Source organism: Rhizobium sp. CG4 (assembly GCF_023701965.1).
Classification (GTDB): Bacteria; Pseudomonadota; Alphaproteobacteria; order Rhizobiales; family Rhizobiaceae; genus Agrobacterium.
Genome location: NZ_JABAEG010000013.1, coordinates 112,752 through 132,858, shown reverse-complemented (window position 1 = coordinate 132,858; position 20,107 = coordinate 112,752). Strand labels below are relative to the sequence as shown.

Here is a 20,107-nt window from a genome sequence, read left to right as displayed (position 1 = left end):
GTCGCAGCTGGAGGGTTGCGACTTTCAGGAGGAAAAGAATGTTCACTCGTCGTTCGTTAGCGGCCCTCGCCAGCGCAGCTATCATCTCGTTGGCTTCGGCCTTGCCAGCTCTGGCAAACCCTGTCGTCATCAAGTTCAGCCATGTTGTCGCCCCAGATACCCCCAAGGGCAAAGGCGCGCTGAAGTTCAAGGAACTGGCAGAGCAATATACCAATGGCGCGGTACTGGTCGAAGTTTATCCCAACAGCCAGCTCTACAAGGATAAGGAAGAACTGGAAGCACTTCAGCTTGGTGCCGTCCAGATGCTGGCACCATCCCTCGCCAAATTTGGTCCATTGGGCGTCCAGCAGTTTGAGCTTTTCGATCTGCCGTATCTGATGTCTAACTACGATGATCTGCGTAAAATAACCGATGGCGAGGTCGGGCAGCATCTTCTTGGCCTGCTCGACAGCAAGGACATAAAGGGCCTGGCCTACTGGGATAACGGCTTCAAACTGATGTCGGCAAATTCGCCGATTGCATCAACCGATGATTTCCTTGGCCTGAAGATGCGTATTCAGTCATCGAAGATCATCGAGGGGCAGATGCTGGCTCTTGATGCAGTCCCGCAGGTTCTGCCATTCTCGGAAGTTTATCAGGCACTGCAAACGGGCGTTGTCGACGGCACCGAGAATCCGCCGTCCAACATGTTCACGCAAAAAATGCACGAAGTACAAAAGCACGCGACCCTGACCAACCACGGCTATCTCGGTTATGCCGTCATCGTCAACAAGGGGTTCTGGGACGCACTGGACCCGGAAATTCGCACACACATTGACCGTGCGATGGACGAATCCACGATCTACGCAAACTCGATCGCCCGCGAAGAAAACGAATGGGCTATGGCCGAGATGGTCAAGACCGGAACGACTAAGTTCCACGAGTTGAGTGACGAAGAGCGTGCCGAATGGATCGAACGTCTGCGTCCACTGCACGAACAGATGTCGTCTCGCATCGGTGCGGACCTCGTCAAACAGGCCCATAGCGTTTTGGGTATCCAGTAATTTCTTCAAAGAACTTGTCCAGTTGCCCAAAGGGGGTGCCTATCGCGCCCCCTCTCTTATTCGTGAGGTTTGACTATGCTGCGCATGCTCGACCGTTTCGAAGAAATCCTTATCGCGGCGCTAATGGCGGCTGCCGTGACATTGATCTTCGTCGCTGTTCTTCACCGTTTTTCGATCGGTTATGCTGCCGATCTCGTTCGTTTCGCTCGTGCCAACAACATGCCCGAACTTCAGGCATGGGCGCGCTGGGTGTTTGCCAACATCAACGCCATCAAGCTGACATGGGCTCAGGAGGCTTGCATCTATCTTTTTGTCTGGATGGCTAAATTTGGCGCCGCCTACGGCGTACGTATCGGCATCCATGTCGGTGTCGACATGCTGGTCAACATGCTGGATGACAACCGTCGTCGGGTCGTGACGATAATTGCAATGTCAGGCGGCGTGATCTTCACCGCAATACTTGTCTGGATCGGCTCGACATTTGTCTACCACGTGGGTGTTGGAGGCCAGATTTCCGCCGACCTCGAAATGCCAATGTGGATCGTCTATCTCGCGGTTCCCCTGGGCTCCGCCTTGATGTGTTTCCGGTTTATTCAGGCGCTCCATCTTTACATCACCAAGGGCATCATCATTCACCACGAACTTGGACACGTGGATGGTGTTGAAGACGAGTCCGCCATTCAGCATGGAGGACATCGATAATGACCGCCCTCATCATTTTTACAATCCTGACCATTCTGCTGGCGACAGGTATGCCTGTCTCGATCGCCCTCGGTTTGACGGTGTTCAGCTTCCTGTTCGCCTTCACCAATATCCCCATGGATTCCATCGCCCTGAAACTTTTCACAGGCATCGAAAAGTTCGAAATCATGGCAATCCCGTTTTTCATTCTGGCGGGCAATTTCCTGACCCATGGCGGTGTCGCGAAACGCATGATCGGGTTCGCCACCTCCATGGTCGGTCATTGGCATGGCGGCATGGGCCTCGCGGCGGTTCTGGCCTGTGCGTTGTTCGCTTCGATCTCAGGCTCAAGCCCAGCAACGGTCATGGCCGTCGGCTCCATCATGATCCCGGCTATGGTCAAAATGGGTTATCCACCGCAGTTTGCCGTCGGTCCGGTCGCCGCAGCCGGTGGTTTGGGAATCCTCATTCCACCTTCCATCGTCATGGTGATGTATGCCGTCGCAACGTCCGGCATGCTCGCAGTAGGACCGGATGGTGAAACGGTATTTTCTCCATCGATCGGACAGATCTTTATCGCCGGTGTGGTGCCGGGGTTGATCCTTGCTGCCATGTATGCCGCAACCACCGTCTGGCGTGCCTGGAAAAATGGTTATCCGCGTCTGCCAAGAGCCGGATGGCGCGAAAGATTTGTCGCGTTTCGAAAGTCGGTGTGGGGCCTTTTGCTGGTCGTTATCATCATGGGCGGCATTTATGGTGGATTGTTCACGCCAACCGAAGCGGCTGCAGTCTCGGCCGTGTACGCCTTCGTGATTGCCGTCTTCGTCTATAAAGACATCCGCATGAAGGATGTACCGCGCATCCTGTTATGGTCCGCAGCCATGTCAGCCATGCTGCTATACATCATCACAAATGCCGTGATGTTCGCGTTCATCCTGACATCGGAACAGATTCCGCAGCTGATGTCCGACTGGATCGTCTCGCTTGGTTTCGGCAAGATTGGCTTTCTGTTGATCGTCAACATCATGCTGTTGGTGATTGGCATGGTTATGGAGCCATCGGCAATCATCCTCATCATGGCGCCAATTCTTTATCCGATCGCCGTCAAATTGGGGGTTGATCCGGTCCATTTCGGGATCATCCTGATCGTGAATATGGAAATCGGTCTCGCCACGCCGCCAGTTGGACTTAACCTCTATGTTGGTTCCGCGATCTCACGACTGGGTCTGACGGAAGTCTCCAAATCTGTCGTGCCCTGGCTGCTGACAGCCATCGTTTTCCTGATGATGATCACCTACATTCCGGAAATCACGCTCTTTTTGCCAAGGCTACTAGGAATGTAAAAAAGCAACGCCTCTTGCCCCATAAGCCGCGGTCGACCTTGCGTCAGCCGCGGTTTTGTTTTGCACATGCCATTGCCTTCGTCGCTCCTCAAAAGCCGCTTGCCAGGACCTTCTTCTGCGGTAGCTTGGTTCTGCACAAAACACGGCAACAAGGGGGGAATACATATGGAGAGTTTTCGCAAAGGCCTGCTGTTTCCTGTGGCGCTTATCATTGCTGGCGTGGCGATATTCTTCCTCTATCTGTTCATCATCGGCCATGATCCGGATGAGCGCCCGCTGACCGTCACGCAATGGGTAATCGGTGGAATATTGATCGGTCCCGGTTTCGGCTATCTGCTGAAGTGGAGGAAAGCGAAGGATAGCCAAAAGGCGAAATTGGACTGAGCCAAAAATCACATTTTTTCATCATCCAAACGACCTTACTCCGCGTGACTGGACAGCAATGCCTCGAGTTGATCCAATTGCTCGGGCAAAGCGGCCGCCGATCCGTGTAGCGCTTCTTCAAGCCCATCACTTGAAGGATAGGCCTCATGGTAAGTCAGCAGTGTTTGACCATCTCGGTCCTCAAAGGTCACGGTCGTGATTGCGCCTTCTTCGCCCTCGTCATTGGTCCAGGCCATACGCGCATTCGGCACGACCTCGAGATACTTGCCGTAAAAGGCCATGGTTTCCGCGCCTGTTACAGCAAACTCCAGCCGATATTTACCGCCGGTTCGAACATCCAGCTCACACGAGACAAGCGAAACACCGGACACCGATTTTGGGAACCACCACCGCCGGAACAGTTCAGACTGGCTCCACGCTTCGTACACCCTGCTCCGCGGCGCATCGAACACCCTGATCACAACGAGTTCGCGATCTCCTCTGCGCTCGACTGACGTACGGTTCCGCGCAGAACCTGCATTGCTAGTGCGCTCGCTCATCGCTTCCTCCTGTTCCACCTCTTGGGTGATGTCACCCAATGCTAGAAATGGATTTCGAAGAATTTGCGGCGGCAATGTCTCCGTCACTCCCGCATGCAAGAGACACATGGTCTTTCACAGGAGCCCTGCGCCCAGCCTTTCCGGCCAGGCGCCGGTTTTAATTGGTTTAGTGAGCCTTCATCTCGCTAACAATCTGTTTTGCGTCCATCGATGACGGATAATAGGTCGGCCAATTCGTGACTTCTTCCAGAAGAGCGGCGCGGTCATTACCCCAGTAGAGATGGTAATGGTCGGCTTTTTTCGGTGCGATACCGTGGTCGCTGAACTGGATGAACTGCGGGGCAGCGGCATCACCTTCGGTTTTCTTGAAGATAAACCGCACACCACGATTGCCCTTCTTGTAGGTCAGAGTTTCCTTGCCGTCATATGCATAGCTGCCTTTCGTCGGCTTTCCGCCCTTGTAGAAACTGACAATATCACCCTCGATGGTGATCCGATCCACATCGGTCTTGTAACCGATCTCGTATTCGGCACGGTATTCCTCGGCACTCATGGAGCCCTTCTCGGCCTTGTGAGCCCATACTGGGTCAAGCGTGCCGTCCTGCAGGAACGGATAAACCGACTGCCAATCGCCGGCATAGTCGGAGATTGGGCGGTCTTTGACCTGCGCATCTTCGAAATAGCCTGCGTAGATCTTCGGATCACCGTGGCTGTGGCCAGCATGGTCATGGTCTTCACCATGTTCATGAACCTTGCCGCTGCCACCTGCTACCGCAATGTTGTAGGGTTTGCCTTCAACAGCGATCGTGCCAATTTCCTTGAGGTCATCCTTGGAGATACGGCGTACCAAGCCGGCATTTGGATCGCTGATGACAATCTCATCACCGGCCATCGCGATACGGGGCCGAGGATCATTCCAGTGGCCATCCATGGAGTAGGGTTCGGTCACTTTGGCAGTCTTGGACAGTGTACCGTCCAGCACATCAACCTGATGAAGGGATCCATCTTCTGTCAGGACATATCCAAACCGGGCATTGGCCGGATCGAGGACAAAATCGATGCGACGGAAGGGAAGCTCGATATAACGGAAGTTGGGGGCATCGACAGGGTCAACGACAACCACGCCCTTTGCTCCATAATTTCCAAGGAACACCTGCATGCTTTTGGCACCAAGCAAGGTGCCTGTGGTCTCGCCTGCAGAAAGGTCATCGGGATAGTTCAGCATGCTGGTGACCAAACCACCTTTACCTGATGTCACCGTGATGATCCCCTCCTTGCACCCGGCCGCCAGATAGGCACCCGAAAAAGCTTCGCCATGGATGCCGGTGCACGTTGCAACATCGCCAACCGGCGTGCCGTCGACGCTTACAACTTGCAAGCCGACGCGTGATGGTGCTGCGTCGCCTTCTACAGGTGCGTCAGAGGCAACCGTCGTCACCCAACCCTTGCCAACAGGTGCGACAAATCCATGATGGGCACGCGCTTGTGTCAACCGTGTTGATTTTATTTCACCTTTGGACAAATCATGTGCCGCGATGATGTCGGCATATCCACCTTTGTCGAAGTGAACGACCACCTTGCCGTCATGATCGATGACGTGGAATGGGCGCGGACCAATCAGCGTTTCTTTTACCGCAGCCGGGTCAGCAATCTCGATGTCAGAATGATTGCCGTGCGAATGAAGGGAAATACCGCTATTGATGAAGTTGACAGCATCATTGTCCGATTGAACGGCAACGATGCCTGCCCCCTCATTGACGCTATAGAGTTTGTTCTGGCCGGTGGTATCAAATGTCCAGCGATTATCCGGCTTTTCCAGATCAAACGCGGTAATCTTGCCCTCGTCATGGTCTCCAACAAAGACGCGGTACAATGTTACATTCTCACTAGCGCTATCATCGGCAAAGGCCATGGGTCCGATCAAACTTGCCGATAGCGCAAGGGCGGATACGCCCAAAAGTAAGTGTCTCACGTTTCTCTCCTTTTTAATGATATATCATTACGTTTTACGGTTGTTGAAACCGGGGAATATCGGGGTTTCAGCCACCGCCTATCGCAGCGGCCAATGTCGAAGTTTCATTCCACACCTCACGAATGCTGAAGCGCTCGAAAAGCATCAGCGACATCGTGTTCCAAGACGTCCGCCATGGCTTTGTGAATGGAGACCTGGATCGTGTCGCCATTGCTCATCACGAGAATGACGGTTTCCTTTGGCGGGCAATCCGGCAGAGCACATGAGATTTCATTGACAGAAACAACCCCAACATCCGGAATTGCCAACACCTGCCGGGCCCATTGTTTGATGGACCGCGCCTTTGCGATGATATCTGAGGTGCCACGCGCCAACGGGTTTTGGAATGCTGCTCTCATGTCCTTGCACCTCGTTTTCGCGAAGGACTTGCTGCCACGGCGCGAAACAGGTCGCGAATTGGACCAAGCGGCATATCCAGCCCGATCAGTACGACACGACTGGAACGGTCGTGATCGGGCCACGCACTCAGCCGTTCAATCGGATAGAGTCGGTGTTGCACCGCGTGAGCAATGGCCGGCTTTTCCAGATTGTCCGCAAGGGCGAATATGCCTTTTAATCTCAACAGGCCGGACCGGGTATTCGTCGTGATAACATGGAGAAAAGTTTGCAAAGCCTGCTGAGACAGGGGCACATCATGCGTCAACACCACAGCTTCTATCTTGTCACCATGCCGGTGAATGTCGTGTGTATGGTCTGCATGTTCGGTCAGCGCTTCCATTGCCAACCAGCCGCCCACATCCTCGGCCTTGCCTGAAATGGAATAAGCATCACCGTCCAAGAGATCCGCAATCTTGAAATCGGCATCATTTTTATCGTGAAAATGTGCTGCCGGGTTGAGCAACTTGAGCTCACGCACCCAATCCTTCCTCTCATCGGCCAGATCTGTTTTTGTCAAAACAATATGATCAGCAAAAGCCAGCTGCTTCCAACCTTCGATGACGCTTTGAAGTGTCATGCGGCCGTTCAAAACATCGAAAGTGGTCACAACTCCAGAAAGTCGGAATTGCCTGGCAACCACATGATCTCTCAGAGCGGTGGCAGGCGCACCTCCGGGTATGATGCTGTTTATGATGGGAGCAGGATCGGCCAGTCCGGTGGTTTCTATGATGACACGATCGATAGCCGGTATTTTCCGCTTTTGCATAGCATCGTGCAATTCATATAAGGACACGCGAATATCGCTGGTCGCGGTACAACAAATGCATCCGGTTGTTGTTTGAAAATACCGTTCCGATCCGACACGCACCAAACCGTGATCAATAGGCACACTACCAAATTCATTGACGATAACAGCCGTGCCCGCCATGCGTGGATCGGTCAGAATCTCATTAAGCAAAGTGGTCTTTCCAGAACCAAGAAACCCCGTCAGGAGCAATACCGGCACGGAAACTTCGTTGCTGTGGCCATCGACTTGAGACGGACCAGACGGTTGCGATCTTTTGAACAGCTGGTGGAGCATTACCATCTTGCAGTAAGGACATGAGAATAGTCTTGTTGTCCGCGGCACCCGGATTCGCTGAACTAGGTGCGTTGGGTCAGCGCAACTCGAATATGTTATGACATTACGTGCGTCAAGCATTATGTATTGTTATAACGTAACTTTCTATCTGATAACCCATTTTGATAATGTCATCGATGCTCTCACTGGGCCAAAAGCGCAGAAACTTATCTGACAAATTGAGCTGCCCGTTAAGCCATCACTCTGATAAATTGAGTGCGATCCTGCTCAGCAGACGCCAATTCGACTCTCACGAGTTAAGATCGATTTTTCGCCTTACAACAAATATTATGGATGTCCGGCCGAAGAAGGTGGTTCAGGCAAAGGTTTCATGGTCCGTGAAGGCCTGTTCGACGATGTGGACATTGCTTTTTGCTGGCACCCGGCACCGTTTTCCGGCGTCAATGATCCAGTTTCACTCGCCTGCAATGAGATAACGTTCCATTTCACCGGCCGTGCCGCCCATGCCGCTTCCGCCCCTCACCTCACCTAGGCCGAAGTGCACTGGATGCAGTCGAACTGATGAATGTCGGCGAAAATTACATGCGTGAGCACATGCAATCCTCTGCACGTATTCATTACGCCGTGATGGATACTGGCGGGTTTGCCCCCAATGTCGTGCAGGCAAAGGCCGTTGTTCGTTAACTGATACGCGCCCGTAGCCTTCCGGACATGCAATCCCTGCTCGAACGCGTCAAAAAGATTGCGGAAGATGCAGCCCTGATGACCGAAACCACAGTACGAAGTGAAATCGTCAGTGGTGACGCGAATCTGATCGGAAATGTCCCGCTCGAACTCCTCATGCAGCGCGAGTTTGAGCGGCTCGGGCCGCCTGTCTTCGATGAAAAAGATCAGGAAACAGCGCGGCGCTTTCAAGCAACGCTGACCAAGGAAGATATCGCTGACGCCTTCCGCCGTTTTGGTGTCGAGCCAAAGACCGATCTCGCGTTATGCGATGCTATTTATCAGCCCTACCACGGCGATAATTCCCTTGTCGGGTCGACCGACGTTGGCACGGTAAGCTGGGTTGTCCCCACCGTGCAGATGCGTGGTGCGACCTGCGCTATTGGCACGCCGCTTCATTCGTGGCAGATGGTGGCGCAGGGAAAATTGCCTGCTGCTCATAAAGGAATGGCTCATGCTGCCAAAGTCATGGGCAACACGGCGGTCGAACTGTTTCGAAATCCCGATCGGATTGCAGAAGCCAAGCGAGACCACGCGCGTAAGCTGGACGGCGTTACGTTCGTAAATCCGATCCCTGACAGCGTGCAGCCGGCTCTGCCCGTCGAAACGAAATGAAAGACAGCTCCTGGAGTTGACGGAAAGTGAAATGACGTTCAATTGCCCCCTCAAATTATGGCCTGATACACCATGAAGGCCTTTTTCGACATTCTCAGCTTCGGTCCTGACGGCTGGGGTTATGTTTTAACCATGGCTGTCCTTGTGACGGTATCGCTGGCGGCGATGGGCTTTGCGCTTGGTGCAGCCATTGGCGTCTTTGCCGCCTGGGCAAAGATTTCCGGCGGGCGTACATTGCGGACAATCGCTGATGGTTACACGACGATCATTCGTGGCATTCCCGACCTGCTGGTTATCTATCTGTTTTATTTCGGCGGCAGCGCGGCCGTGACCGCCATCGGCAAGTTTTTCGGGGCGCAAGGTTTTCTCGGTTTTCCGGCTTTCCTTGCCGGGGTGCTGGCCATCGGCATTTCCTGTGGCGCCCATCATACCGAAGTGTTTCGCGGTGCATTCCGTGCCGTGTCGAAGGGAGAGCTGGAAGCAGCCTCTGCCTGCGGCATGGGACAGGCACTGAAGTTTCGCCGCATCATCGCGCCGCTGGCGCTTCGCCACGCTTTGCCCGGTCTTGGCAATGTCTGGCAAGTCGCACTGAAGGAATCCGCGCTCATTTCTGTCGTTGGTGTTGTTGATATTCTGCGTCAGGCGCAGATCGGTGCCGGGTCTACGGGGTTGCCGTTCAACTTCTTCCTGATCGCAGGCGCGCTCTATCTGCTGATCTCCTCGGTTTCAGGCACGATGCTGCAGGCCGCCGAGCGACACTTCTCACGTGGTGTCAGGAGGGCAAAATGAACCTGGAATTTTACACCGAAGCCTTGATGGCAATGATGGGTGGCGTGCCCCTTACTCTGCAACTGGCAGTCAGCGCCATTATCTGCGGCGCAGTGCTTGCCCTGTTACTGGCGCTGATGCGCCTGTCCGGCGTCACTGTGCTTGACTGGATTGCACGCCTCTACATCTTCCTGTTCCGCGGCACACCACTTCTGGTGCAGATATTCATCATCTATTATGGGCTTAGCCAGTTTCCGGCGATCCGTTACTCCTTCCTGTGGCCCATTCTGCGCGAACCCTACTGGTGTGCGATCATAGCGCTGACCTTGAACAATGCCGCTTATGCCGGTGAAATCATCCGTGGCGGTCTTCTGTCCGTGCCTCACGGCCAGGTTGAAGCAGCCAGGGCCTGCGGCATGTCGCGTTTCACCTGCTTCCGACGCATCGTGATGCCACTTGCCATCCGGCAGGCCCTGCCCGGTTACGGCAATGAGATGATTTCCATGGTCAAGGCAACATCGCTTGCCTCGATCATTACATTGATGGAAGTCACCGGTATTGCGGCGAAACTCATCTCGGAAAGCTACCGCGTCATTGAGGTATTCGTCATTGCCGGTGCAATCTATCTGGCCATCAATTTCGTTCTGACCCGCCTGCTTCTGATCGCGGAATACAGGCTTACACCCTATCTGCGCCAGCCAACGGTCAGCATCCTCACCGAAGGAAAATCACTTTGAGTAAAGTTATCTCTGCCAATGCCCCGGTGGCGCTGAACGTTGAGAACCTGCGAAAAAGCTTCGGCCCGAATGAAGTGCTGAAAGGCATTTCGCTTGAAGCGCGAGAAGGCGAAGTCATTTCAATTCTTGGCTCGTCGGGCTCGGGAAAGTCCACGTTGTTGCGCTGTATCAATCTGCTGGAAATCCCGACCTCCGGCACGGTGACTGTTTCCGGCGAGACCATTCGCATGGCCAAAAATTCGAAGGGTGAGGCTTTTCCTGCCGACAAACAGCAGGTTTCACGCATCCGCTCTGAGCTGGGCATGGTTTTCCAAAGCTTCAATCTTTGGTCACACAAGACCATCCTCGAGAACATTATCGAAGCTCCGATCTATGTTCAGGGCCGCCCCCGTGCCGAATGTGTCGATGAGGCGGAAGCCTTGTTGGCCAAGGTCGGTATCGCGGACAAGCGTGACTTTTATCCGGCTCACCTGTCCGGTGGACAGCAGCAGCGCGCCGCGATTGCCCGTGCATTGGCAATGAAACCCAAAGTCATGCTGTTCGACGAACCTACATCCGCACTCGACCCGGAACTGGTCGGCGAAGTTTTGCGTGTCATGCGTGGGCTAGCCGAAGAAGGACGGACCATGCTGGTCGTCACCCATGAAATGGGTTTTGCCCGCGACGTATCGAACCGTGTCATCTTTGTTCATCAGGGCGTGGTGGAAGAAGACGGCGCGCCGGAAGACGTGTTCACCAACTCCAGATCGGAGCGGTTTCGTAAATTCATCAGCCACGAAAATGCGGGCTGAATATTTTAAACGGCATTCATTCATGCCAAACGCGGTTTGGCATTTAACTGCAGTAAGGGAAGTAAAATGAAGACCAAGGGATTTTTGAAAGCCCTGTTCGTTTCAGCCATCGTTGTGACCGCCGCTTCGGCACACGCTGAAGAAAAGACATGGACCAAGATCACCATCGCGACCGAAGGCGCCTTCCGGCCCTACAACTTCACCAAGCCTGATGGCACGCTGGATGGTTATGAAATTGAGTTGAGCAAAGACCTTTGCGCACGCATGAAGGTGGAATGCACCATGATTGCGCAGCCGTTCGACGGCATCATTCCGGCACTCAACGCTGGCAAGTTCGACGCGATTATGGCAGGCCTCACAGCGACCGCAAAGCGTGAAGAAACCATCGATTTCTCGGTATCTTACGGCCTGACACCACAGACTTTTGCGACGCTGAAGGACAGCCCGTTCGCCAAGCTGCCACACACGGGTGAAACGCTTTATCTTGCCAAGGACGAAGCTGCGGCCCAGAAGGCGATTGACGACGTTGTTGCGGAAATCAAGGGACGGACGATCGGCGTGCAGACTGCGTCGCTGGGCCTGACGCTTCTCGAAAAATATTTCAAGGATTCCACTGATATCCGCGAGTACAAGACCACCGACCAGCACGATCTCGACCTGAAGTCCGGTCGCGTTGATCTCGTTGTCGCATCGCTTGCCTATCTGAGCGACACCGTCAAAAAGCCAGGCAACGAAGACATCGTTATGACCGGTCCATTCTTCAAGGGTGGCATTCTTGGGCGTGGTGTTGCCGTTGGTCTGCGCAAGGGCGAACCTGAGCTGCAGAAGATGTTTAATGAGGCGATCGACGCTGCGAAAGCAGACGGCACTGTGAAGCGCCTGTCTGAAAAGTGGTTCGGCTTCGACGTCACGCCATAATCTTTGAACACGTTTTTAAAAAAAAGGCCGCCTCAGGGCGGCCTTTCTTTTGAGGCGTTACGAGATAAGCAGGTTCTCCGCATTGATCATTTTGAAGGTCATGGCGCATGCCATCAAACGTGCGATCGCGTCACATGAACAATCTCATCGCTGCGAAGACAGCAGCTTTTCCAACAACGCAGACAGGGTTTCCTGCTCATCCTTGCTCAAACCCTCCACAATCAGGTGTTGGTTTGCAACATGGGCAACGACTGCTTTCTCAATCAACGCTAACCCGTCTGCGGTGAGCGCAACGAGCGTACCGCGCTTATCGGATGGGTTTGGGCGACGCTCGATCAGCCCGGCTTTCTCCAACCGATCAATTCGGTTCGTCATGCTGCCGGAGGAGATCATCGCCACTTCGTAAAGTTCCGTCGGCGTCAGCGCGTAGGGAACACCACTGCGTCTAAGCGTCGCCAACACATCGAATTCGCCGGGTTGCAGTCCAAAGCTTGTAAAGACCGGACCAAGCCGGTCGCGACCAATGACCAACGCAGCCTCGTTCAACCGACCAAGCAGGACCATGGGACCAGTCTTTATCGTCGGCATTTCATGGGCCCACTGTGTGGCCGCAAACATCGCTCTATCCATACCCCACCTATCTTGACGTCAAGATATATTGTCTCTACATCGAAACATATAGCTCTACATAGAGATATAATCCTCGAGCCTTCCCGGCAATAGTTCTGGCAGAAAAATGAACAAGTGTCCTTCTTCTCTCCTGTTTTTTACAAGCGTCATACTCGTTGGCCTTAACCTCCGCCCCATTCTTGCATCCATCGGCCCGTTACTCGATGGCATACAACGAGATACCGGCCTTAACGACAGCGCCGCAAGCCTTCTGACAACACTGCCTGTCGTCATGATGGGCGTTTGCCTTCTTGGAACATCATGGCTTCGACGGACTATCGGCGAAGACAGAGGAATCCTTCTTGGGCTGGCACTCATTTTCTTAGGCGCTCTCGCTCGGATCAGCGGGCCGACGTCGACAAAATTGCTGCTCACGGCAACGTTAGGCGGCATTGGCATCGCAATCGTGCAAGCACTGATGCCGACCGTTGTCAGGAGACGCGCTGGTTCTCAGACCGCTCAACTCATGGGGTTATATTCAACCGCCATTATGGGCGGTGCGCTGCTCGCCAGCATGATATCGCCGTGGCTTGCAAATATTTGGGGTTGGCCGTCAGCACTTGGCGCATGGGCACTCCCTGCCCTTTTGGCAATTGCCAGCTGGCTGATAACGCGAGACAGCCCGCAGGTCATAGCAACCTCGTCAGCTTTGAACATTCACAGGTCGCCACGGGCCTGGGCACTGCTTGCTTTTTTTGGATTGGGAACCGGGGCCTACACCCTTGTTCTGGCTTGGCTACCACCATTTTTCACCCAGCTGGGCTGGTCGCCTCAGGCAGCAGGAAACATTCTCGGCGCCCTCACAGCCGCTGAAGTCGTCGCGGGAATTGCCGTCTCTTTGTGTGTGGATCGCAGCCATGATCGCAGACCGGCATTGCTAACCGCATTGGCATCTCTGCTTGTCGGAATGCTTATGCTTTGCCTTGCGCCTCTTGCATTGGCCTGGCCAGCTGCAATTTTTGCGGGACTGGGGATCGGCGCACTGTTTCCTTTGTCGCTAATCGTCTCGCTGGACCACGGTGAGGGTAGTGAAGCTGGTGTAATCCTAGGCTTTGTCCAAGGGGGAGGATATGTACTGGCCGCTACACTCCCCTTTGTCGCCGGCATATTGCGACAAAACCTCTCTGACCTGACACCCGCATGGTGGCTGATGTCTGGGCTTTGTGTGGTGCTTGCCAGTATCGCCATTCGTTTGCGTCCCACTGACAGAATTTGCTCGTCAGAGATACAATCAACTCAATCTGCGTAGGCAACATGAAGCTGGCAGGCGACGCTCAGCAAGGTAAAATCCGCAGCATCAGCAATGTTGCGCCCCGTCAGGGTCTCGATACGGGTCAGTCGCTGATAAAGCGTATTGGTGTGAATTTGTAACGCATCAGCTGTGCGGCCCGCCGACTTTCCCTCCTGCACGTAGCGAAACAAGGTCTGGTAAAGGACGCGATGTTTTTGGTCATTGAGAAGTGGATCCAGGACCTGGCGGGTAAAGCGCAATACTTCTTGCCGGTCACGCCCACCTAATAGCAGCTCGATGCCCATGTCCCTATTGGTTAGTATACCTGGACGGCCCCGTCGCAAAAGGCACTCAGCCGCCTTTATGGCTTGGGCCTGCGCAGACCTGTGATAACCCGGCTGTTCGTAAATATCGCTCGCCCCAATGCATACCGACACCGCACTTGTTGCATCCATCAATACCGCAAGGTTTCTCTCAAGCGCCGCCATGGTCGAGGCCGAAAAAAGCATGACGATCTGCTCGCGCTCATGAAACACAAGAGCATTGGTCAACTTAGTTGCGTTCTGGAGTTCGACCTCATGTTTGTGCAAGGCCAGTTGCGCTCCGACGAGCGCCCGCTCACCGGGAGGCGTCGCAACTAGGATTTGGCTGAAACGATCCGGTCTGAAGCCAAATTGCGATCTGAGAACGTCGCCCTCTATGCCCTCAGCCAGATCCTCGAAATAGGCTTTTTTGCTGGCGTTGAGCACATTGACGCGGGACATGTCTCGAACGAAATCCAGCGCGACAAAGGCGGCCAACGTACCAAACAAAGCGCGGTGAAAACTGGTGTCACCAGACACATCGAAATGGAAGTATCCAACCGGCGCCTCAGCCACCTCAACGACTTGCTGCAGTGTTTCGCGCTCGCTGCTCCACTGCCCGGAGTGATAGTCCATACCAAGAACGTTTTCGAACCGAAACTCGACATTGAACAGCTTGGCGACCATGGCAAGTTGTTCAGCCAGCCCGCCGCTGGTCGAGAATATACGCAGCAATGTGTCGTGTAACTGAACCGCACGATCAAGCTCTGCATTCTTGCGGGCAAGATCGCTCCGCATCGCTTCCAGCCGGTCAGATGTCGCAAGCGCGTTCTGGTAGACAAGCGACCTCTGGTAAGCGATCGCAACCTGCGCCGCTAGGGATTCAAGAACCTGCCGGTCGAACACCGAAAAAGCACCGTCGCGTGAAAAACACAGCGTCGTCAGAGTACCAAGGCGCTTACCTTCGGCCATGACGGGCACACACAGTAGCGCATTGGAAATTTGCGAGCGTTCCATGAAGGATTGATTTTCAGGGCGCATGACCCGGTGGGCATCAATAATGTTTTGACGACCGTTATGGATCGAAGGCCGGCCGGTGGTGAACACTTCACCGGAAACGGATTCGTTTGGTTGCAGGCGATAGTCTTTGTAATCATCAGGAAGTCCGTCATACGAAACGGGGATAAGATAACCGCTGTCTTCATCAAACAAGCGAAATACCCCGGCATCCGAATGAGGCAAGACGTGCATCACTTCGCGCAAGACGTTATCGACAATTTCATTGTCGTCCAGCGAGTTGATGACAGCAGCGTTGACCGATGCCAGCATGCTGACCGTCTTGCTTTGAACAGAAATGATTTCATCCCTGACGATTTGCAGGATTTCGGCGACAATCATCTCACTCTTGCTGCCGAAAATTTCAAACCGCGTTTGCTTTGCAGTAAAATGCGAATGGTCAACAACGAGCAATAAACTGCCACCTGCACGCGTGATGGAGTGGTTCAAAGACAGCGGTGCGTTTTCAATGTCGACATCAAAATCCTGAAAACGGATCATCCCGGATCTCGCCAATTCGCGCAGCCGAGAATGAGAGTGCAAATCGATTTTCATAGAAACCTTTATGGCTGAACACACATAACAATAATCATTCTCATGTATGTTTCAACATAGCTTTATTTTGAGGGGGTGCCACAAAGAACAAAAGCCAAAGCAAGGGGAATTCTAGACATGTTTTCGAATATACAACGTCGCCATGTGATCATAGGAATGTTGTTCCTGTGCTGGGTTGTCGGTTTTATCGACAAGACCGCAATCAACATCGCCATCATCCCGATCAGTGAGGAGTTCGGCCTTAGCTCAGATCATCAGGGCATGATCATCAGCGCGTTTTTTCTTGCATATTCGATGACCCAGCTGATCGGCGGTTATCTGGTGGACCGTTTCGGAGCGCGGCGTGTTCTCAGTTCCGCTGTCGCCGTCTGGTCGCTTGGAACGGCAGTCTCCGGCGCGGTGAGTAACGCAGTGGGTCTTGCCGCTGCGCGTGCCGTTACTGGAGCAGGTGAAGCGGTGTTTCCGGCAGGCGGATCGGTTGCCATCACGGAACATTTTGAAAAGTCGCAGATGGCGCGCGCCAAGTCGGTGCTGCAGTCCGGCGCATCGGTTGGTTTTGCCGTCGGCTCCATCGTCATTACAGCACTGATTGCCGCCCATAGCTGGCAGATGATGTTTTATGTACTGGGCGGCGTCGGCATCTGCATGTCAATCGCGCTTTTCTTCGTCATGAAGCCAGTAGATGACCAGTCCGTTGCCAAGGCAAAGGTTGAAAAGGTTTCCGAAAAGAAACGCATTGGTGCGTTGCTGAAAAACTCGCTGACCTGGAAAATCACGCTCGTCTATTTCTTCACCAACATCGTCTTCTGGGGTCTGCAGTCCTGGCTGCCGTCCTACTGGGTGAAGGTGAAAGGTATGAGCATGGTGCAGATGGGCGCCTATTCGATGATCCCACCAGCACTCGGGTTTATTTCCTTCCTGACTTGCGGCTGGCTGCTCGACCGCTACTTCCACCAAAAGGAAAAGTATCTCATCTGCATCGGCTCTGCCGTGTCTGCGATCTTCATCTACCTGATGGCCAATGAAGAATCCATTCCGCTCGCCTTTGCCTATCTCTCGGTTTCCAACGTCTTCCTCAATGCGATCTCGATCAGCGTCTTCGTCAGCATTATGAAGCACTTCCCACAGAACACCGTCGGAACGGCGACTGGCCTGATCAACTCGCTCGCCCAGCTTGGTTCCTTTGCATCCCCGATGCTGATCGGAGCTGTCCTTTCGGCCACCAATCAAAATTACGGCATCGCGTTCTCGGTGATTGTCGCCTGTGCGGTTCTGGTCTGCATCATCGCCACCACCTTTCCCGCCGTGCACGGCAAAAAGCCTGTCGAACAGACCGCCTGAAGGAATAAAATGACTTACCTCGACATTATCGAACGGACCGTCACGTCCCAATCCGACAATCTCAAATCCGTATCCGATGCGATCTGGTCCTTTGCTGAAATCCGTTATGAAGAAACGCGCTCCGCAGCCCTTCTCGCCGATGAGCTGGAAAAGGCTGGCTTTGATGTGACGCGTAATGCCGGCAACATCGAAACCGCCTTCGTCGCCAGCTACGGCGAAGGCCACCCAGTCGTCGCAATCCTCGGTGAATTCGATGCTTTGACCGGCCTCAGCCAGAAGAGCGGTGTCACCAGCCACGATCCAATCGTTGCAGGCGGTAACGGTCATGGTTGCGGCCACAACCTTCTCGGCACCGGCGCGCTTGCTGCCATTCTGGCGCTCAAGGCCTGCAAGGACGAACTAGGGCTGAAAGGCACGATCCGTTATTATGGCTGCCCCGCAGAAGAAGGCGGCGGCGGCAAGGCCTACATGGCGCGCGAAGGCCTGTTTTCGGATGTTGATGTGGCATTCACCTGGCATCCGTGGGATGAAAATCTCGCCTATAATGCCCGCATGCTGGCGACCAATCAGCTGTATTTCACGTTTCGTGGAACAAGCGCTCACGCAGGTTTTGAACCCCATCTGGGACGCTCGGCGCTGGACGCAGTCGAACTGACCAATGTCGGCTGTAACTATCTGCGCGAACACATCCTTCAGGATGGCCGCATTCACTACGCGATCACCGATACCGGTGGGCGCGCGCCGAATGTAGTGCAGTCGCAGGCACAGGTACTTTACAAGGTGCGTGCCCCGCGCATGGATCAGGTCCGTGACATTACCGAACGGGTCGAGGACGTGGCACGCGGTGCAGCGCTGATGACCGGCACTCAACTGGAAATTACCTTTGATGCGGCATCGGCTGATCTTGTGCCGAATGTCACGCTGGCACGGATGATGCATCAGGAGTTCGAAAAGTTCGGTGTTGCCGGTTTTTCAAACAGCGAAAAGGATTTTGCCGGTAGCATCCAGAAAACGTTTTCGAGTGAAGTTCAGGCCCGAATTGCCAAACGCGGCAAGATCCTGTCAGAGGACCTGAACGCATTTGAGGATGTGCCAACATTCCTGCATGGTTCGACCGATGTCGGCGACGTCAGCTGGCTTGTTCCAACAGGCCAGGTCTATGTGGCGACCGAAGCCTATGGCACACCTCCACACACATGGCAGATGGTGACGCAGGGAACCTCGGGTTATGCCCATAAGGGCATGCTGCAGGCTGGCAAGGTGTTGGCTGCATCCGCTGTTCGCGCATTGACCGACCCGGAACTGATTGCCGTCGCAAAACGCGAACACCAGGAGCAGTTGGGCGGCGAAAGTTACATCCCACTGATCCCGGCAGACGCCACCCCGCAGCGTCTCCGCTGACAGACAATCCGCACCAGATCCAACCGCCCTGACTTGAGAAGCGGATGATTACGTGAAGCCAGACATGTTGACCCGCCCGCAGCCTCTTATCAGCGAAGTCGCCAAACGAACGCTCGCCGGCATCAAAACCATTTGTGCGGTCAGGTTAGCGCAAAGCCTTTGTCCGAAAAGGACAAAGGCAGCCTGACTATCTCTTCCGAAGTCGATACTATCGCCCCCTTGCGTTTCCTCATTGGGAAATCAGGCAGCATCTTTCCTGCGGCCGCCGTAGGTGCGCGGATAGACACCGCGCCGTTGCAAAATCGGCACCACTTCATCAACGAACAACACGAGATCATCTGGCAGATAACGAGGCGAGATGGTGAACCCATCGGCGGCACCGGCCTGCCACCAGGAAATCAGATAGTCTGCAATGCCATCGGGTGTGGCGATCAAACCGGGCAGTTTTTCAACCTCCGCCAGTCCGCGCAAGGACAGCCCATTATCAAGGGCGACGGTCCGTCTTGCCCGCACCACACCGATGGGGATGACGCTTTGCGACACATCCTGGAAGTCTGATACTGACAGAACCTTCTCAGCAGTTGTTCGCGTCAAATCGACACCAAGTACACCCGCCAACTGTTCTATATCCTTGTCGGTGACCGGTGCTGCGGCAAGCCTTTCGCGTTTAAAGGCAGCGACCTCTTCCTCCGTCGATCGAATGATCGGCGATATCGCCGGCATCAACTTAGGCAAGGTATTGTTCGGTCGTCCCAGGGCAAGCGCCGCGTCTCGCAACTCGGTACGGAAAGCGCGAGATCCTTCGAGCGAACCACTGGGCGCATAAACATAATCGGCGTAGCGCGCAGCAAGAGCAACGCCGTCGCGCGAGCCACCCGCCTGCACGATCTTGGGCCGACCCCAGGACGGGCTTGGAAGATTGAGCGGTCCGGCAACATTGAAATACTGGCCTTGGTGGTTGATAGGCTTTACATCGCCGTAGAACGGGCTTTGATCTCCTGCTGTTCCATTCCATGGGAATTGCCAACTGTCCCAGAGCTTATGCACGACGTCCACAAACTCCTCCGCTTTGGCGTAACGGGCCGCGCGACCCGGCAACCCATCGGCTGAAAAATTGGCGGCAATTTCAGGATGCCAGCTTGTGACGATATTCCAGCCGATACGACCGTTTGTCAGAAGATTGAGGCTCTGCAGCTGCCGAGCCATCGTGTAGGGATCGCCATAGGTCGTCGACGCTGTGACGATAGCCCCGATATCCGGGACCTGCGACAGCACCGCAGCGAAAATGACGAAGGGGTCAAATGTCTGTTCAGGGCGGGTATTTTCATTGATTAACAACTGCGGCCTGTCCGACATGAAGATGTTGCTAAACACCCCTCTATGGGCAATCCGCGCGTTATCGACATAATAATCCAGGCTGAAGATACGATCGAGCGGCAGATCCGGGCGTCGCCAGGAATCATTTGCCGAGCCGGACGAATTGATCCAGGCATTGAGTTCAAGTTGCTGCGTCATAATA

At 54.2% G+C, this 20,107-nt stretch carries 18 protein-coding genes and 1 pseudogene; 12 read left to right on the top strand and 7 right to left on the bottom strand.

The annotated features are described in order from the left end of the window. Positions 1-38: 38 nt before the first annotated feature. The 4 genes from HGO37_RS25620 (at position 39) to HGO37_RS25605 (ending at position 3,451) form a co-directional block, all read left to right on the top strand. Positions 39-1,043 (top strand): TRAP transporter substrate-binding protein, encoded by a 1,005-nt coding sequence (locus HGO37_RS25620; RefSeq protein WP_250985838.1) that lies wholly within the window; start codon positions 39-41, stop codon positions 1,041-1,043. A gap of 75 nt (positions 1,044-1,118) precedes the next feature. Beyond that, entirely contained in the window at positions 1,119-1,745 is a 627-nt protein-coding gene (locus tag HGO37_RS25615; RefSeq protein ID WP_250985837.1) for a TRAP transporter small permease, read from the top strand. Beyond that, positions 1,745-3,067 (top strand): TRAP transporter large permease, encoded by a 1,323-nt coding sequence (locus tag HGO37_RS25610; RefSeq protein WP_250985836.1) that lies wholly within the window; start codon positions 1,745-1,747, stop codon positions 3,065-3,067. Before HGO37_RS25615 ends, HGO37_RS25610 begins: the two co-directional genes overlap by 1 nt. Before the next feature lie 165 nt (positions 3,068-3,232). Then, a complete protein-coding gene (locus HGO37_RS25605; RefSeq protein WP_250985835.1) occupies positions 3,233-3,451 on the top strand; it encodes a hypothetical protein in 219 nt (72 codons plus the stop codon). 35 nt (positions 3,452-3,486) lie between these two features. On the opposite strand, the gene HGO37_RS25600 is transcribed toward HGO37_RS25605, so the two are convergent. The 4 genes from HGO37_RS25600 to HGO37_RS25585 all read right to left on the bottom strand — a co-directional run bounded on the left by HGO37_RS25600 (position 3,487) and on the right by HGO37_RS25585 (position 7,481). Further along, positions 3,487-3,990: an SRPBCC domain-containing protein gene (locus HGO37_RS25600; RefSeq protein ID WP_250985834.1), complete on the bottom strand. Its 504-nt coding sequence runs from the start codon at positions 3,988-3,990 to the stop codon at positions 3,487-3,489. Positions 3,991-4,156: 166 nt separating this feature from the next. Beyond that, positions 4,157-4,804, bottom strand: coding sequence for a ZinT family metal-binding protein (locus tag HGO37_RS26600; RefSeq protein WP_502941463.1), 648 nt, complete (start codon positions 4,802-4,804; stop codon positions 4,157-4,159). A 1,274-nt stretch (positions 4,805-6,078) separates the two neighbouring features. Continuing rightward, entirely contained in the window at positions 6,079-6,360 is a 282-nt protein-coding gene (locus tag HGO37_RS25590; protein ID WP_250985832.1) for a hypothetical protein, read from the bottom strand. Continuing rightward, the gene (locus HGO37_RS25585; protein ID WP_250985831.1) at positions 6,357-7,481 is read right to left on the bottom strand and encodes a CobW family GTP-binding protein; all 1,125 of its coding nucleotides are present in this window, start codon (positions 7,479-7,481) and stop codon (positions 6,357-6,359) included. The genes HGO37_RS25590 and HGO37_RS25585 overlap by 4 nt, the downstream gene beginning before the upstream one ends. A 322-nt stretch (positions 7,482-7,803) precedes the next feature. On the opposite strand from HGO37_RS25585, the pseudogene HGO37_RS25580 reads away from it, so the two are divergent. From HGO37_RS25580 to HGO37_RS25560, 5 genes and pseudogenes are all read left to right on the top strand, one after another. Continuing rightward, positions 7,804-8,819 (top strand): annotated as a pseudogene (locus HGO37_RS25580) (zinc-binding metallopeptidase family protein); the annotation flags it as partial. A gap of 72 nt (positions 8,820-8,891) precedes the next feature. Beyond that, positions 8,892-9,608 (top strand): ABC transporter permease, encoded by a 717-nt coding sequence (locus HGO37_RS25575; protein WP_192490289.1) that lies wholly within the window; start codon positions 8,892-8,894, stop codon positions 9,606-9,608. Then, positions 9,605-10,324, top strand: a complete 720-nt coding sequence (locus tag HGO37_RS25570) for an ABC transporter permease (RefSeq protein ID WP_250985830.1) — start codon at positions 9,605-9,607, stop codon at positions 10,322-10,324. Before HGO37_RS25575 ends, HGO37_RS25570 begins: the two co-directional genes overlap by 4 nt. Further along, the gene (locus tag HGO37_RS25565) at positions 10,321-11,115 is read left to right on the top strand and encodes an ABC transporter ATP-binding protein (RefSeq protein ID WP_192490287.1); all 795 of its coding nucleotides are present in this window, start codon (positions 10,321-10,323) and stop codon (positions 11,113-11,115) included. Before HGO37_RS25570 ends, HGO37_RS25565 begins: the two co-directional genes overlap by 4 nt. A 66-nt stretch (positions 11,116-11,181) precedes the next feature. Beyond that, positions 11,182-12,033 (top strand): transporter substrate-binding domain-containing protein, encoded by an 852-nt coding sequence (locus HGO37_RS25560; protein WP_250985829.1) that lies wholly within the window; start codon positions 11,182-11,184, stop codon positions 12,031-12,033. A 144-nt stretch (positions 12,034-12,177) separates the two neighbouring features. Here the strand turns inward: HGO37_RS25560 and HGO37_RS25555 are convergent, their stop codons facing one another. After that, positions 12,178-12,663, bottom strand: coding sequence for a MarR family winged helix-turn-helix transcriptional regulator (locus HGO37_RS25555; protein ID WP_502941462.1), 486 nt, complete (start codon positions 12,661-12,663; stop codon positions 12,178-12,180). 106 nt (positions 12,664-12,769) lie between these two features. Here HGO37_RS25555 and HGO37_RS25550 point away from each other — a divergent pair, with 106 nt between their 5' ends. Further along, entirely contained in the window at positions 12,770-13,951 is a 1,182-nt protein-coding gene (locus tag HGO37_RS25550; protein ID WP_250985827.1) for an MFS transporter, read from the top strand. Here the strand turns inward: HGO37_RS25550 and HGO37_RS25545 are convergent. Then, positions 13,939-15,792, bottom strand: a complete 1,854-nt coding sequence (locus HGO37_RS25545) for a GAF domain-containing protein (protein ID WP_250985826.1) — start codon at positions 15,790-15,792, stop codon at positions 13,939-13,941. The two genes, HGO37_RS25550 and HGO37_RS25545, sit on opposite strands and share 13 nt — an antisense overlap. 171 nt (positions 15,793-15,963) lie before the next feature. Here HGO37_RS25545 and HGO37_RS25540 point away from each other — a divergent pair, with 171 nt between their 5' ends. Together HGO37_RS25540 and HGO37_RS25535 are read left to right on the top strand one after the other, a co-directional pair. After that, on the top strand, positions 15,964-17,187 hold the full coding sequence (locus HGO37_RS25540) for an MFS transporter (protein ID WP_192490282.1): 1,224 nt from the start codon (positions 15,964-15,966) through the stop codon (positions 17,185-17,187). A 9-nt stretch (positions 17,188-17,196) separates the two neighbouring features. Continuing rightward, positions 17,197-18,588 carry an amidohydrolase gene (locus tag HGO37_RS25535; protein WP_250985825.1) on the top strand — a complete coding sequence of 464 codons (1,392 nt, stop codon included), beginning with the start codon at positions 17,197-17,199 and terminating at the stop codon, positions 18,586-18,588. A gap of 240 nt (positions 18,589-18,828) precedes the next feature. Here HGO37_RS25535 and HGO37_RS25530 read toward each other — a convergent pair whose 3' ends face one another. After that, entirely contained in the window at positions 18,829-20,103 is a 1,275-nt protein-coding gene (locus HGO37_RS25530) for an NtaA/DmoA family FMN-dependent monooxygenase (RefSeq protein WP_250985824.1), read from the bottom strand. Positions 20,104-20,107: the final 4 nt, after the last annotated feature.

Bases quoted from the DNA above. Each gene is read 5' to 3' on its own strand.
- HGO37_RS25620 (WP_250985838.1), top strand. From the start codon at position 39: ATGTTCACTCGTCGTTCGTTAGCGGCCCTCGCCAGCGCAGCTATCATC.
- HGO37_RS25615 (WP_250985837.1), top strand. From the start codon at position 1,119: ATGCTGCGCATGCTCGACCGTTTCGAAGAAATCCTTATCGCGGCGCTA.
- HGO37_RS25610 (WP_250985836.1), top strand. From the start codon at position 1,745: ATGACCGCCCTCATCATTTTTACAATCCTGACCATTCTGCTGGCGACA.
- HGO37_RS25605 (WP_250985835.1), top strand. From the start codon at position 3,233: ATGGAGAGTTTTCGCAAAGGCCTGCTGTTTCCTGTGGCGCTTATCATT.
- HGO37_RS25600 (WP_250985834.1), bottom strand. From the start codon at position 3,990: ATGAGCGAGCGCACTAGCAATGCAGGTTCTGCGCGGAACCGTACGTCA.
- HGO37_RS25590 (WP_250985832.1), bottom strand. From the start codon at position 6,360: ATGAGAGCAGCATTCCAAAACCCGTTGGCGCGTGGCACCTCAGATATC.
- HGO37_RS25585 (WP_250985831.1), bottom strand. From the start codon at position 7,481: ATGCTCCACCAGCTGTTCAAAAGATCGCAACCGTCTGGTCCGTCTCAA.
- HGO37_RS25575 (WP_192490289.1), top strand. From the start codon at position 8,892: ATGAAGGCCTTTTTCGACATTCTCAGCTTCGGTCCTGACGGCTGGGGT.
- HGO37_RS25570 (WP_250985830.1), top strand. From the start codon at position 9,605: ATGAACCTGGAATTTTACACCGAAGCCTTGATGGCAATGATGGGTGGC.
- HGO37_RS25560 (WP_250985829.1), top strand. From the start codon at position 11,182: ATGAAGACCAAGGGATTTTTGAAAGCCCTGTTCGTTTCAGCCATCGTT.
- HGO37_RS25555 (WP_502941462.1), bottom strand. From the start codon at position 12,663: ATGGATAGAGCGATGTTTGCGGCCACACAGTGGGCCCATGAAATGCCG.
- HGO37_RS25550 (WP_250985827.1), top strand. From the start codon at position 12,770: ATGAACAAGTGTCCTTCTTCTCTCCTGTTTTTTACAAGCGTCATACTC.
- HGO37_RS25545 (WP_250985826.1), bottom strand. From the start codon at position 15,792: ATGATCCGTTTTCAGGATTTTGATGTCGACATTGAAAACGCACCGCTG.
- HGO37_RS25540 (WP_192490282.1), top strand. From the start codon at position 15,964: ATGTTTTCGAATATACAACGTCGCCATGTGATCATAGGAATGTTGTTC.
- HGO37_RS25535 (WP_250985825.1), top strand. From the start codon at position 17,197: ATGACTTACCTCGACATTATCGAACGGACCGTCACGTCCCAATCCGAC.
- HGO37_RS25530 (WP_250985824.1), bottom strand. From the start codon at position 20,103: ATGACGCAGCAACTTGAACTCAATGCCTGGATCAATTCGTCCGGCTCG.